Source organism: Crocosphaera sp. Alani8 (assembly GCF_038442745.1).
Taxonomy (GTDB): Bacteria; Cyanobacteriota; Cyanobacteriia; order Cyanobacteriales; family Microcystaceae; genus Crocosphaera.
Genome location: NZ_JARVCN010000300.1, coordinates 15157 through 29867, shown reverse-complemented (window position 1 = coordinate 29867; position 14711 = coordinate 15157). Strand labels below are relative to the sequence as shown.

10 protein-coding genes are annotated in these 14711 nt (G+C 37.5%); 5 read left to right on the top strand and 5 right to left on the bottom strand.

Annotated features, from left to right (window positions below; genetic code table 11):
• Positions 1-140 precede the first annotated feature (140 nt).
• Positions 141-968: a sulfotransferase family protein gene (locus P9B04_RS16295; protein WP_342056040.1), complete on the top strand. Its 828-nt coding sequence runs from the start codon at positions 141-143 to the stop codon at positions 966-968.
• A gap of 170 nt (positions 969-1138) precedes the next feature.
• Here the strand turns inward: P9B04_RS16295 and P9B04_RS16290 are convergent, their stop codons facing one another.
• Positions 1139-3109, bottom strand: a complete 1971-nt coding sequence (locus P9B04_RS16290) for a hypothetical protein (protein WP_342056039.1) — start codon at positions 3107-3109, stop codon at positions 1139-1141.
• 244 nt (positions 3110-3353) lie between these two features.
• On the opposite strand from P9B04_RS16290, the gene P9B04_RS16285 reads away from it, so the two are divergent.
• The 3 genes from P9B04_RS16285 (at position 3354) to P9B04_RS16275 (ending at position 6975) form a co-directional block, all read left to right on the top strand.
• Positions 3354-4313, top strand: coding sequence for a glycosyltransferase family 2 protein (locus P9B04_RS16285; protein WP_342056038.1), 960 nt, complete (start codon positions 3354-3356; stop codon positions 4311-4313).
• 73 nt (positions 4314-4386) lie between these two features.
• Positions 4387-5979, top strand: a complete 1593-nt coding sequence (locus P9B04_RS16280; protein WP_342056037.1) for a hypothetical protein — start codon at positions 4387-4389, stop codon at positions 5977-5979.
• Positions 5980-6027: 48 nt separating this feature from the next.
• The gene (locus P9B04_RS16275; protein ID WP_342056036.1) at positions 6028-6975 is read left to right on the top strand and encodes a lysylphosphatidylglycerol synthase transmembrane domain-containing protein; all 948 of its coding nucleotides are present in this window, start codon (positions 6028-6030) and stop codon (positions 6973-6975) included.
• Between the two features lie 41 nt (positions 6976-7016).
• On the opposite strand, the gene P9B04_RS16270 is transcribed toward P9B04_RS16275, so the two are convergent.
• Positions 7017-9365: a WD40/YVTN/BNR-like repeat-containing protein gene (locus tag P9B04_RS16270; protein WP_342056035.1), complete on the bottom strand. Its 2349-nt coding sequence runs from the start codon at positions 9363-9365 to the stop codon at positions 7017-7019.
• Positions 9366-9417: 52 nt separating this feature from the next.
• Entirely contained in the window at positions 9418-10119 is a 702-nt protein-coding gene (locus P9B04_RS16265) for a hypothetical protein (RefSeq protein WP_342056034.1), read from the bottom strand.
• Positions 10120-10388: 269 nt separating this feature from the next.
• On the opposite strand from P9B04_RS16265, the gene glnA reads away from it, so the two are divergent.
• Positions 10389-11810, top strand: a complete 1422-nt coding sequence (glnA, locus tag P9B04_RS16260; protein ID WP_342056033.1) for a type I glutamate--ammonia ligase — start codon at positions 10389-10391, stop codon at positions 11808-11810.
• Positions 11811-11926: 116 nt separating this feature from the next.
• Here the strand turns inward: glnA and P9B04_RS16255 are convergent, their stop codons facing one another.
• Together P9B04_RS16255 and P9B04_RS16250 are read right to left on the bottom strand one after the other, a co-directional pair.
• Positions 11927-13729 (bottom strand): peptidoglycan D,D-transpeptidase FtsI family protein, encoded by a 1803-nt coding sequence (locus P9B04_RS16255; RefSeq protein ID WP_342056032.1) that lies wholly within the window; start codon positions 13727-13729, stop codon positions 11927-11929.
• Positions 13730-13876: 147 nt separating this feature from the next.
• A complete protein-coding gene (locus P9B04_RS16250; RefSeq protein ID WP_342056031.1) occupies positions 13877-14407 on the bottom strand; it encodes a hypothetical protein in 531 nt (176 codons plus the stop codon).
• Positions 14408-14711: the final 304 nt, after the last annotated feature.

Here is a 14711-nt window from a genome sequence, read left to right as displayed (position 1 = left end):
TGCTAATTGCTTATTTTTTTGTTTTGTTTTTTCTTCATGAATAATGCAGGCTAGATTGTCTCTTGTTATTGAAATATTGGCCTTGAAACAGATTAGATTATACTAGAAACTTGAGGAACTTTATCTAAAATTTAAGCCCTATGACATCTCAAGTAAAACAAATGCGTCAATATTTTAGAGAGCTTAAAAATAATCTAGCTAACAACTACTATCAATTTCGGATTAATACTGATCACAATCCTTATCAAATACGTTTTCGGAAAAGCCCTTTTCGCATCTTGTTCGTCTTGAGTCACATGAGATCCGGATCTTCTTTACTCACTCATTTGCTAAATTCTAATCCTGAAATTATCGGCTATGGAGAAACTCATATCAATTATTCTTCGGAGTTGGATTTTGAAAAATTAATGTTTAAGGTTTACTGGACTATCAAAGACTATAAAATGAACCATAAATATGTCTTAGATAAAGTTTTACATAACCATAAGTTTTTAGCAGATGATTTTTTGATTTCTGAGCAGGTCTATAGTATATTTCTGATTAGAAAACCTCAAAGAACCCTAGCAAGTATATTAGAAATAAAACCTCACTGGAGCGAGGAAAAAGCACTAAATTACTATGAAGAACGCTTAGAAATACTAGAAAGTTATGCAAAATTAATTAATAATAAAAAACAAAGTCTTTTAATTACCAGTGACCAACTCATTAATCAGACTGATTTAGTTTTTAATAAATTTCAAAAATTTTTGCAGACTAAAGAAAGTTTTTCAGAGCAATACGAAACATTAAGGACAACTGGGAGGAAAGGAATTGGGGATTCGTCAGAAAATATTAAAGCTGGTTATATAATTAGAAATCGACGAGAATCAGACACAAAATTTTCTGGCGAATTAGTGGAAAAAGCGACTGATTCCTTTAAACAATGCTTGACTACACTATCTAACTATTGCAGTACAATTGAAGCGTAATAAGTCCCCAACTAATATGAAATACTGTTAAATACCATACTTTAGAATAAGACGATACCAAATCTAATTCCGAAACCCATCTTATCCTCTAGAATAGACAAGAAGCAAAGTATTTTTCCCAATGTTAGCCCATCGAGTTTTTAAGGTTAGTGTCCCGAGTGGATTTGGAATTATCTATCTTGAAGGGTGAAAAGGGTTACTTCCCCTCTATTTCCATCCCAAGGTTCTACCCAATCTTGAGTATAAGTTTTTCCGTTATACGTTAATGAATTTTTACTTTCTTCATTAGGATTAAACCGAACAGAAGAGAGAATAATACAAGGTTTAAAGTCCTTATGGGGAGACTGGCTTGCTAATTTTGCAGATTCATTAATAACATTGATGTGGCCTATGGTTATAGGCTTTTGAGATAGTTGTAAAATTCGCCACAAAGGATATTCAAAGGAAGTTCCTCTCATTATTAATCCTATATTTGAGCATTCATAAGATTGAAGTTTATTTGATACATTTAAGTAGGGACTTTGGTATTGTTTTTGAGTTATAAAATAATGCTCAACTCTAGGTTGACTAAGAACACCATTCTCTACAATCAAGGGTCGGGTATCATTAAAAAATAACCAAGGATAGGAAAGTAGAAGAATTAGAACTGCTAGAACATAAGTAATTTTACTATTAAATGATTTACCAAAAACAACACCCACAAAAGCTGAAGATAAGATAAAGAAGGGTAGATGCAGACGACAACGATAAGGAGACCAAGTAAAAAGTCCAAAAAATAAGAAAATTCCGGCAAAAACAACAGCTAAATATCCCAGTAAATAAGGCTGTCTCCACAATTTCTTATTAACTATATAAAACAAGGTAGCCAAGCCAATTAACATTAGATGAAAAGGATTACCAGCAGTATCCTCATAAGTTGATAAACCAGGAACATAGAATTTAGCTGATTTAGGACTATTTAATAGAGGATCATTAATATCTAATGACAATAGATTATGAATAATTTCAATGACTTTGTTAGTAATTCCTGTAAGGGGAGTAATAATACTTTCTAAGTGCAAATAGCGAATGATGTCAGAATGAAGGGATAATTGCTTAACACTATTAGCGATAAAAACTGAGGGACTAAATACTCCTAAAGTTTGTTTTTCAGCCGCCGCTCCCAGTGGAGAAGCAAACAGAGCAATGTTTCTCAGATAATGACCGCCATTAATCAGCAAGACAATGACTAGTACGATAAAAATGGGTTGCCAAACTTTCCAGCGAAGATGTTTAATTCCCCATAATCCTAACCAAATGGCTACAGGGAAAGCATAAATATAAGCAGTTCCTTTAGTTAAAATAGCGAGTCCCAAACTACCCCCCAATAGCAGGATATTCATTTTCGTTATACCCTCTTTAAAAATTGTTAGGGTGTAGTAAGCAAAACAGACTAACCAAAAAGTCACCACATAATTGTTATCTGTGCTAGATCCCTGTAGAATACCCATCGGTACCGTAGCTGCGACAATAGCGGCTAAAATCTGTCCTCGCGGACTCGCACCAAGTTCTTTAGCAATTAAAGAAATTCCTATCCAACTACCAATCATGCTACCCCATTGAATGAGTCCAGCAAAGCGATCGCCTCCACTAAGAATTTGAAAATTCATAATGGCAAACTCAGCCCATGGAGGTTGATACAGTTGGAATAAGTCGGATGTTGGATAATGGGTAACGCTCTGATTTTGAATCCAATGAACCACGCGACTAAGATGATATTCCATAGAATCGGAGTGATTCGGTGCATAAATTAGGGCAACAACAGCAACGATGAGAGCTAAGACAACTAAACCTATGGATAAAGTCACTGAAAAGGGATTTTTTGTCCATTGATTTAACTTCCATGGAGTACGCTCAGGATGTTTCTTTCTGGTTTTTTGATAAATTCCGATTAAAACACCATCAACAATCAGCCAATTAATAAAGACACCACTAAGAGTGACAGCATTAATAAGGGATAGCAATTCGATGATAAAAGTGAGTAAGATCCCCCAAATTACCAATGAACCTAGTAAACTGACTCTAACATCTTCTGTTTTTAAGTCTATTATTAAAAATAATAAGACCAAAGAAACAAGGGAAACCCCAATTAATAGAAACATAAAATTTACCTTGATTGTATATGGTGTTTTTCCGATTGATGAGGTTCGTCTATTTGGGCGCAACATCACGTTGAACTTAGGAGATGCTGGGTATATCTTACACTTTTGAGAGACTTTGTATGATAACCTTGTGTCCCATTTTTTGTGTAAAATTATTGGGAAAAAGATTGACTAATGAAAAGCTATCCCTTAAATTTACCTTATACGGTAAATAATGTCAGTATTTTCCAATTTTGTATTTTAAATGACAAAGCTTATTATCCAGATTCCTTGCTATAATGAGGAATCTTCCCTTCCTATAACTCTAGCTGATCTTCCGCGTCAAATTCCAGGAATAGATCAAGTAGAATGGCTGATTATTAATGATGGAAGCCAGGACAGAACCGTAGAGGTAGCTAAAGAGTGGCACGTTGATCACATTGTTAATTTTGAGCATAATCAAGGGTTAGCTAAGGCTTTCATGGCAGGATTAGAGGCGAGTCTAACGGCAGGAGCTGATGTTATTGTTAACACCGATGCAGACAATCAGTATTGTGCCGAGGATATTCCTAAACTGATTGAGCCAATTTTGAATAAAAGGTCTGAAATTGTTGTGGGGGCAAGACCAATTGAAAACATTCGCCATTTTTCCCCTACCAAAAAACTGCTACAAAAACTTGGTAGTTGGGTAGTTCGTATGGCTAGTGGTACGGAAATACCCGATGCCCCCAGTGGATTTCGGGCAATGAGTCGTAGTGCCGCTATGAAATTAAATGTTTTTAATGAATATACTTATACTTTAGAGACCATTATTCAAGCAGGACGAAAAGATATTATTATTACGTCTGTGCCTATTCGCACTAATGGTTATTTGCGAGCTTCACGATTAGTAAAAAGTATCCCGGCTTATATTCAACGGTCAATCATAACAATTTTTCGGATTTTTATGACCTATCAACCCCTGAAGTTTTTTACCTTTTTGGGGGCAATTCCTTTCTTATTAGGAAATTTAATATTTATTCGTTGGCTAATTTTGTTTGTAATAGAAAATAGCACCCGAACTCGCCTTCCTAGCTTACTTCTAGGGTCAATACTCGTAATTATTGGGGTACAAATTTGGATTCTCGGATTAGTGGCGGATATTTTGGCAGTTAATCGTAAACTTTTAGAGGATATTCAATTGAGATTACGCCGTAACGAATATGAAAAATTCCCAAAAGACTAAGTATCTTAAAAGCCTCAAGTTCATCCAATTGTTATTACAGCATATTTTTAAGCTTTTCTAGACAGTCAAATCTATGAACCAAAACTTATTTGCAGAAGTTGCCCTAGCCCAGATTCCCAAGATTTTAACTCTTTTAGATCGCAATGTTCATAGTCCAACTTATGGTTGTTTTGATCGAAACTTTTGGCAATATAAAATTATCGATTTCCCCAGTGGTATGGCACAAGAATTTGTCTATCCTCTTGCTCTAGCCTACCATACCAATCTTGAGATAAATCCTTTTTATCAACAATCTTCTCTTCGAGATTGGGTAGCAGCAGGTATCCATTATGCCAATCTGAGTAGTCATGCTGATGGTTCTTGTGATGATTATTTTCCATTTGAACGTGCTGCAGGAGCAGCTGCTTTTTCTCTTTTAGCTTGTCTTGAAAGTTATCAGTTAATGGGGCTTAAAAATCAGCAATTTTTGGATTTTTTTGCGAAACGAGCAACTTGGTTAGCCAATCATCATGAGAGTGGAAAATTAACCAATCATCAAGCTTTAATTGTTCTCTGTTTAGAACGACTTTCCCAAATTTTAAACACTTCAGAATGGGATAAACAAAAAGCTTTGCGCTTAGAACGAGTGATTGATTGGCAAAACGAAGAAGGATGGTTTCAAGAATATGAAGGATGTGATCCCGGCTATCATACTCTTACCATTTATTGTCTCTCACAGATTTATCAAATTCGCCCAGATACTCGGTTAAAAGAAGTATTAGAAAAAGCCGTCAAACTTGCTTCTTATTTCATTCACCCTGATGGTTCTTATGGGGGTGAATATGCTAGTCGCAACACTTATAATTTCTTCCCTGCTGGTTTTGAATTTGTCGGAACATGGCTACCTGAAGCATTAACAATTAATGATCAATTTCTTAAAGGAATTAGTCAGGGATTAGTGCCTTGTTATGCAGATGATCATATTGTTGGACATCATACTTGGAATTATTTATTAGCATGGCAACATTTCACGGAAAAACGTCCTGATTCGCCAATTCCTAAGCAGGGACATATTCATTTAAAAAATGCTCAATTAATGATTGATCGTAGGGAAAATTATACTTTATATATAGCTCTAAATAAAGGAGGAGTGTTTAAGTTATTTGATCAAGATCATCTAATTGCCTCTGATACACAGTTTTCTTTGAGGGTAAAAAATGGAAAGAAAGCTAAAAACGCTGTGGCACATCTGGTGGATAATTATTCTACAAAAATTGAAGACAATCGTATAATTATTACGGGAGAATTAGGCTGGGCAAAACAAAAACAAATGACTCCATTTAACTTATTAATTTTACGATTAGTAATGTTAACTGTTGGTAGATTTTTTCCTAATTTAATCCGAAAAATACTCCAAAAAATATTGATTACAGGGAAACAAAAAGCCCCTTTTTGGTTTAAAAGAGAATTGATCTGGGAGCAAGGAAAATGGCAGATTAAAGATACCCTAAATGCCACTAGTTGGGATGATGTTGTTGAGATAGGAATTGGCTGTGATCAAACGTCTATTTATGTCGTCATGAGTCGAACCTTTCAATTAGGACAATTACAACCGTGGCTAGATTTGACAGAAAAAATAAAATCCTTAAGCAATGATCAAGCTTTAACTCTAAACAGAACATTCTGAATTTAATTATGTTGAATTCTAGTCCTTTATAACCATCATAATGTGATCATGAAAAGATTTATTTCTCTTGCTGTGAGTACCGCTATTTTAGTCATTCTTTACTCTCAAATTGATATTGAAGGATTAATCAATGTTTTTCGTCAGAGTGATTTGCTTTGGATGGTTATTAGTTTAGGAATGGTGATTCCAATTACCTCTGTAACATCTTGGCGACTTCAACAGTTAATGCCTTCAGACAGTTCATTAGGATTTATCGAAGCGAATCGTTTGATTTTAGGTGCCAGTGTTTTGAATATGGTTTTACCTTCCAAAATGGGAGATATTGCTAAGGCTTATTTTATGACAGATAGAGGGCATTTAAAAGGTTCACTTGCTTTATCTTTAGTAATCTTTGAAAAAGCGTGTGATATGCTTTCTCTACTCTTCTGGTGTGTTTTAGGTTTGATTTTTTACCCAAGCAAGGATGAGTTTTTCTGGGTAATGACAGGGGCGATTACTTTCGGTTTTGTTTTACTCTTTTTGCTGATTGGATCACGGCAATTTGCAATTCTTTTCTTCAGACTATTTTCTAAAATTTCACCCAAAGTTGTTCAAAAAAAATTACAGACATTGGAAACGTCTTGGTTAGAAATGCACACCTATTTTTGGGGTAATCCTTTTCAGTTGCTCAAGGTTACTATTACTTCTATTTTTTTATGGTTTTTACATCTATTACAAATTTGGTTTTTTATTCTTGCTCTCAAAGCTTCGACTCCTTTTCTAATTAGTTTAGCTTTGTCTCCTTTGGCTATCTTAGCAGGATTATTACCTTTAACCTTTGCCGGGGTTGGTACAAGGGATGCTGCTTTAGTTTATCTTTATCAGCCTTATTTTTCAGCAAGTGTAGGAGCCGCTTTAGGGATACTCTGCACTTCTCGTTATTTTTTACCCGCTTTAGTGGGACTGCCTTTTTTAACTCAGATGATGGCTGCAGTTAAGAAAATTAAAAATAATTAGAGAATATGTAGGCTAATAGAACAGCCTAAGCTATAAGTTCTTCATAATTTAAACAATATGAGTAATGCCACAATAAATGTTACAAATGTTCCTATTAATTTAATTTGTAGCTTACTCAAAGGAAGTTTTGTCTCCAACCCTAAAAATCCTAAAGCAACATAGCTCAATATAGCAACTACCACAGCAGCCGCTATTCTAAATATGCGACCCTTATAAACCACAAATATGAGACTTCCCCAAGTTATTAAATCATAACTATCATCAGTATTTATGGGAATAGCAATCGTCTCCCAATTATTACCACCATCGGTGGATCTATAAATTGCTGTGTTAGTTGCTCCAGAACCATAAAGGGTCTTATCCTCAGCATAAGACGGCGAAAACTGTATTGCTTTCCCTGCATAAGGAATATTATTGACTCTAGCAAAAGTAAGGGAATCATCGCCAATTTGTGCAAATGTTTGACCACCATCAACAGTTTTAAACAGTCCCTTTCCTCTTATACTCAGTACAAAAGTTTTGTCATTTTCATAGTTTGGGGAAATGGCTAAAGCTTGAACCTGTTCATCGTCTCCATAACTTGTATTAGTCAACTTAACCCAGGTTTCTCCTGCATCTTTTGTTCTGTAAACCCCTTTCTCCGTGCCAACTATTACTGTGCGATCGCTTTCATAATTTGGTGATATGGCTAACTTCAGAAAGTAGAGATTTTCTAAGGGGGTTTTTTCAGTTGTAGCTTGCCATGTCTTACCCCCATCTGTCGTCTTATAAATTCCTTTCACCCCCGAAGCATAGAGGGTTGTGTCAGCGGCAAAATTAGGAGATATCACTATAGCTAGGGGTTCGTTGATCCTATGACTTTCAACGGCTGACATAATGGAAAAGTTTTGGCCACCATCCGTTGAGCGCATGATTAAACCATACATGGTAGCGGCATAAACGGTGCTATCTTCGGCGAAATTAGGAGAAGGAACAATGCTAAATCCTCGAAGTGGTTGACCTTTTGCACCTGGAAGACCAACAATTTGCCAATTCTTACCCCTATTAGTAGACCTTAAAAAGTTATTCCAAAGAACAGTTGCAAAAATCTTACCATCAGATTCATAGTTAGGGGAGAAAGCTATATCAAAGAAGCGGCGAGGATCTTGTCCAGTAAAGTTGAATTCTCTACTGAAGCGTGGGGGTTCCAATCCTTTATTAGCGGGTTCCCAGGTATTTCCACCATCTGAGCTAAGATAAGCATTGCCAACATAGGTTACAACCCCTAGGGTAGAGTCATTCTGATAGTTAGGAGAAATACCGAAACTGGCAACTATCCCTGCTGACAAAGTTTCTAGTTCTTGCCAAGTTTCACCACTATTCTGAGATTTGAACAATCCATTGAAACCTCCGACAAATAGCACCTCATCTTGGCTGAAATCAGGGGAAATACCCAGCTCATAAAAATGAGGAACTTTAAATTGATCAGCTTGCTTGTCTTTGGTTAAACCTTGATTTATTTTTGTCCAAGTTTTTCCTTCATCTTCAGATTTAAATACTCCTATGTCTCTAGTAGAGACGAAAATCTTTAAGCTATTATTTTCTCCAGATTCTATAACAATATCTCTAATATTATTATCTAAGTTTTCTTGACTTATATTAACAAAAGATTTACCGAGGTCAACGCTCTTAAAAATGCCTTGATCGGTTCCAACTAGAATCATGTTATCAGTGGCAAAATTGGGAGAAATTGCTACGGAGTTTATCGGTCCACCGTCTTGATTTTTTCCCATAAGCTGCCAATTTTGTCCATTATCTGAGGACAGGTATAAATTCCCTTGATCGTCTCCTAAAAGAATCTGATTATCGTTACTGGAAACAAAAGCTATAGCAGTAACTTTAGTTTGACTATCCATCACAGAAGTCCAACTTTCACCCCCATTATCTGTTTTGTATAACCCTCCCTCAGTTCCATCTGCTAAAACTAAGTCAGGATCATTGGGGGAAATAGCCACTGATTCAATTTTGAGGTTTTCTAATCCTTGATTTACTTTTTCCCAAGACGCTCCTCCATCTTGAGTCTTATATATTCCATCACCATCGGAAGATAAAAACAGGATATCTTTACTTTGAGCAAACATATCCAAACCTGAGAGATTATGTTGAGTTTGATTATCTATTCCCTTGGTGATTCTTTGCCAAGTCTCTCCCCCATCAACTGACTTAAAAAGATTACTTCTGACAATAATCCAGACAGTTTGATCTTGATTATAAGTTGGGGATATTTCTATTCTTTCTGCTACATCGTGGGGCCTATGGGGTGAGGCAGGTTGGACTGCCACTGTCACAAGAATTATACTTAAAACAACTAAAAAAATAACCTTTCTTAAGTTAACTAAAAGCTGACTCATATTGATTCTCAATTTGATATAGTGAGGACACGAAATCAATTACTAAAAGTCGTTAAAAACGCTGATCATTATTCAGCAGTTTGCAACATTGTAACACAACCTGACTAACCATAATTTCTGTTTCTTGTTTTAACATCAGGGGAAAATAGTTCGCAAGTTGTTGAATTTGAATCTGGTTTAACTTTTTCTGTTGTAAAAGATTGGCTAAATTTTCTACAGCTATTAATCGTTTTAATTTATTGCTATCCGTTAGCTGTGATACCCATTCGTGGTACTGATTCTCCCGTTTTTTTCTGGGTTTATCTAATAATTGCCAACCGAGTAAACCTAATGTTAAAAAAGTTCCTAATCCTTGTAAAATTAATGCAGTAGCTAACCAGCGACTTTGTGCATTGGACCAAATATCAAAGGCAATGTAACTACTAATGGCACCTAACCCTCCACTGATTACAGCGATCGCCAACTTGCCTTGAAAAGTTTGGGAAAATTCGTAAAAATCGAGCCAACGACTTTGCCATCTAGCAGTTTGAAACCAATAAATCCCACCCATCACCCCGATACCGATTAAGGTTGCACCTATAAGTTTGGTATCCCATCCTAACATAAGGGTGATTCCTATCGATCCCAAACAGCACTGCAACAGTTTGCGCCGTTTTTTGTGCCTTAACACATACTTAACAGCGTACCTAAGTTGAGTCCAGGAAAAGTTAGATAATTGATCAAAAATAGGTTGCGATCGCCATGAAACTTGCATGAACAAGATTGCCTAAAATATAACTTATGCTGATGTTTACTATATCGCTAATTTAGGGGTATTCAACTACTTTTTTCTGAAAAACTTGATACAATTCTTTACATTAGATAATAGTATTTCCAGGGTTTAGGTTTTTTGTTTCAAAATTTAGCATTATCTATAGGTTTGATCGGGGTAAAAAGTATTCAATTATACAAAAACAGAGAAAATGAATCTTTACCATCAATGATTTGAAGAGACGTATATATTGAAATCCCAAGGAGTTTTTCATGGCTGAAACGCCCCAAGAAGTCTTGAAAATGATTCAAGACCAAAACATTAAAATTATAGACCTCAAATTCATTGATTTACCAGGGATTTGGCAACATTGCTCTTTTTATTACGATCAAATCGATGAGAGTTCCTTTGTAGATGGAGTTCCCTTCGACGGTTCCAGTATTCGGGGATGGAAAGCCATTAACGAATCTGATATGTGTATGGTTCCTGACCCGAAAACAGCTTGGATCGACCCCTTCTACGAGGAACCGACCCTAAGTCTCATTTGTAGCATTAAAGAGCCTCGTACGGGGGAATGGTACAGTCGTGATCCTCGCACCATTGCCAAAAAAGCTGTAGAGTATCTCCAAACCACAGGCATCGGTGATACTGCCTTTTTCGGACCAGAAGCAGAGTTCTTTGTCTTTGATGACGTTCGCTTCGACCAAACCGAGAACAAAGCTTACTATTCCGTTGATAGTGTAGAAGGTCGTTGGAATACTGGCCGAGAAGAAGAAGGCGGTAACTTAGGTTATAAACCTGGTTATAAACAGGGTTATTTCCCCGTTTCCCCCACCGATACCCTTCAGGATATGCGGACAGAAATGTTGCTGACTATGGCTAAATGTGGGGTTCCCATCGAGAAACATCACCACGAAGTAGCAACCGGGGGACAAAATGAATTAGGGTTCCGTTTTGCTACCTTAATTGACGCTGCTGATTATTTGCTGACATACAAGTACGTAATCAAAAACGTGGCTAAAAAATATGGTAAAACCGTAACATTTATGCCCAAGCCCTTATTTAATGATAATGGGTCAGGAATGCACGTCCACCAATCTATTTGGAAGGGAGGAGAACCTTTATTCTGGGGTGATGGTTACGCTAACTTGAGTAAAATTGCCTTAAACTACATCGGTGGTATCTTAAAGCACGCTCCTGCTTTATTGGCATTTACCAACCCCACTACCAACTCTTATAAGCGTTTGGTTCCTGGGTTTGAAGCGCCGGTTAACTTAGCCTATTCTCAAGGAAACCGTTCTGCATCTGTGCGTATTCCTTTATCTGGTCCTAACCCCAAAGCAAAACGGTTAGAGTTCCGTTGTCCTGATGCTACTTCTAACCCCTATTTAGCCTTTGCGGCTCTGCTTTGTGCAGGGATTGATGGTATCAAGAATGAAATTGATCCAGGACAGTCTTTAGACGTAGATATTTACGATCTTTCTCCTGAAGAATTGAGCAAAATTCCTTCTACCCCTGGTTCTTTAGAACAAGCGTTAGAATGCTTAGAAAAAGATCAAGCTTTCTTAACCGATAGTGGTGTCTTTACAACAGACTTCATTGAAAATTGGATCGAATATAAACTGGATAATGAAGTTAATCCTTTACGTTTACGACCTCATCCCTATGAGTTTGCTTTGTATTACGATGTTTAGGATTTAAGTCATTATTTAGTTTATTTTGCCACTATTAAAGTGGCATTTTTTTATACCATTTTCATTAACTTAGACTACAGATATTTATTTTGTGGGGGTGAACACTTGGAATTTTCTTACTTGGATGGTGGAATACCCTTCAAGGAGATCAACGCATCCATCACCAACTTAGCCACAGGTGCTGCCACCGTTGACCCATAAGTATTAGCCCCTTGGGGTTCATCTATAGCAACCAAAACCACGTATCTAGGGGATTCCACGGGTAAAATTGAGACGAAACTGGTAATTTTGGCATTAGGTAAATAACCGCCCCTGGGTCCTGCTTTTTGTGCTGTGCCGGTTTTCCCCCCAATACGATAATTTTCCGTCTTCGCTGCTGAATCCTTATCCACCACCGTTTCCATCAATTCCACCACCGTTTGACTAACTTCTGGGGAAATAATTTGTTGGCTAGGATAATCAGGTTGCCAGTGTAGAGTTCCTTCCACATCCACTAACCCTTTTACCAGATGGGGAGTGACTAATTTTCCCCCATTAGCTAAAGCACCCTGTAACTGGACTAATTTCATGGGGGTTAGGGCAAACCCTTGACCAAAAGACGCTGTTGCCACTTCAATTGATCGCTCCATAAACACTTTTTCTGACTTCAAGCGTCCCCTAACTTCTCCGGGTAAATCGATGCCGGTTTTTTTATTAATTTGTAATTCCTGTAAACGCTGATAATAATCGTCTTTTTTCAGCCGTCGCATCATGTGAACCATAGCCACATTACTAGAGGTTTGCAAAATTTCAGCAATATTAATTGACCCATTACCGGTCCTAGAAGCGTTTTTAATCGGCCAACCGTCCACAGTGACCAAACCGGAATCGTGGATAACTGTATTTCGTTTAATTACCCCTGCTTCGAGGGCTAAGGCAACATTAATGGGCTTAAAAGTAGAACCAGGTTCGTATAGATCGCTAACAGTCCAATTTTTCAACAAGTCCATCCTGGACATATAAAATTCATTGGGGTCAAAAGTGGGTTCACAAACCAGAGATAAAATCGAGCCATCCGTTGCATCCATGACAATAACGGCACCTCGTTTGGCGTTAAATTTCTGGATTTGTTGTTGCAAGGCTGCTCTAACGGCCCGTTGGAGGCGCATATCTACTGTCAATTGAACTCGCCAGTCGTTGGACTTGAGTAAATTTTCCGGTAAGGAGTTGGGGAGAATATCACCCAGGGCGGTTCTTTGTACGTATAAGCTTTCTAAATCTCGTTTGAGCAGTTTTTCTTGACTTAATTCTATACCTGCTTGTCCCTGACGTTCGTGGTCTACGAATCCCACCACATCGGCCATCATTTTTTCTTGGGGATAAAAACGCTGATAGGTTTCATCCACATCCACTCCATCTAATCTTAGTGCTTTGATTTTTTGAGCCACTCCTTCCTGCAAGTTTCGGGCGATAAGAATCCCCGTTTTACGTTCCTGGAACCTTTCTATAAGTTGTTGAGGGGTTTTAGTTTCCAGAATGCTGCTTAGCTTAGCGGCGACCTCTCCTTGAGGTTGTTTAAATTGGATAGGATGGACATAGAGAATATGTTCGAGGCGATCGGTGGCTAAAATATTGCCCTCGCTGTCAATAATCGACCGTCGTGGAATATAAGGACGGATATTGACTGTTTGTTGTGAGCGGGCTTTTTGTCTTAATTCTTCTCCTTGAACAACCTGCAGTTGATAGGTTTTCCAACCTAATCCCAATATTGCGCTTACTAAGACTGCCCACACCAATAAGAGACGAAATTTAGGCAGGGGAGTGGATTTTTGCTTACTTTGGCGTCTTGAGGTATTGGGAGAGCCTTTTGTAATTTTATTTCGAGCAACTTTTTTTTTGCTAGAACGATAAGAACGCTTTTGAGATGGAGTTTTACCCATGGCCGGTTTAAGTGTGCAAAGTGGTTAAACTGTTACTAACCTGAGTTCGGTTTTAGGAGTTGAATCTTTTTCAACGAGGGAATAAGCATTATATACTCTTAATTTTGACCAGTTGTCTATCAATTTCCTTCTGTCGAACCCAGTTTACTAATAAGCGATAGGAGTATCCAGAACAATGGATTTTCCTTCGGGGTTGGGAAGGGGATCTTTTACTTCCATGATGGAAACCTCCGCCGGGGTGAGAAAAATAGATTTATGGGGTTTTGGGGAGGTTAAACCGGAACCTGGTTGCTCGGCCTGCTGTGCCATTTTATGCTTTAAAGATTCATTGGTAGCAGCTAGTTGGCGTTCGTTTCTTTGTAGAGTTTTTAGCTTGGAAAATTCCTGACTCCATTGTGTCGGGGCGTAAACTGTCCAACCATAAACCCCCAAGGTAATGGCCACTAAACCGCAAGTGATGGTAGTGGAACTTTTTTGCAACAATAAGAGGAATTCCAAGGCTAAAGGTAGCCGTTTCGGTTGGGTAGGCAGGGGTGTAACCTTAGCACGGGGTTGAGAAGGCTTAGGAGCAAGGGTTTTTGGGGCAACAGACCGCAGATGACGGGTTGCGATCGTTTTTTGACGAGGACGATAACGGGTTGGGGATGGTGTGGGTATATAATCGCGTGCGGCAGTCATAATAATTGTTATGAGTCTTACAAATACTTTGATAGATATGGCTAATTCAACGATTCCGAATCGGAATCCTTAAAACATGACTGATGGGTTAGACGGCCAAGACTATCACTATGTTGCATCCCTCAGAAAATTAATAGTTATTGTTGCATAATGTCATCAAAACAAGACATTTTGGTAAGAGATTTAATTTTAAATAGCTTGTGGATACTGTTGAACTTTTCCTTTTAAAATTAATTAAAATTTAATATTTATTTACTCAAAATGTATAGTAATATTCAGATTAAGAGATAGATTTGAGTCAGGT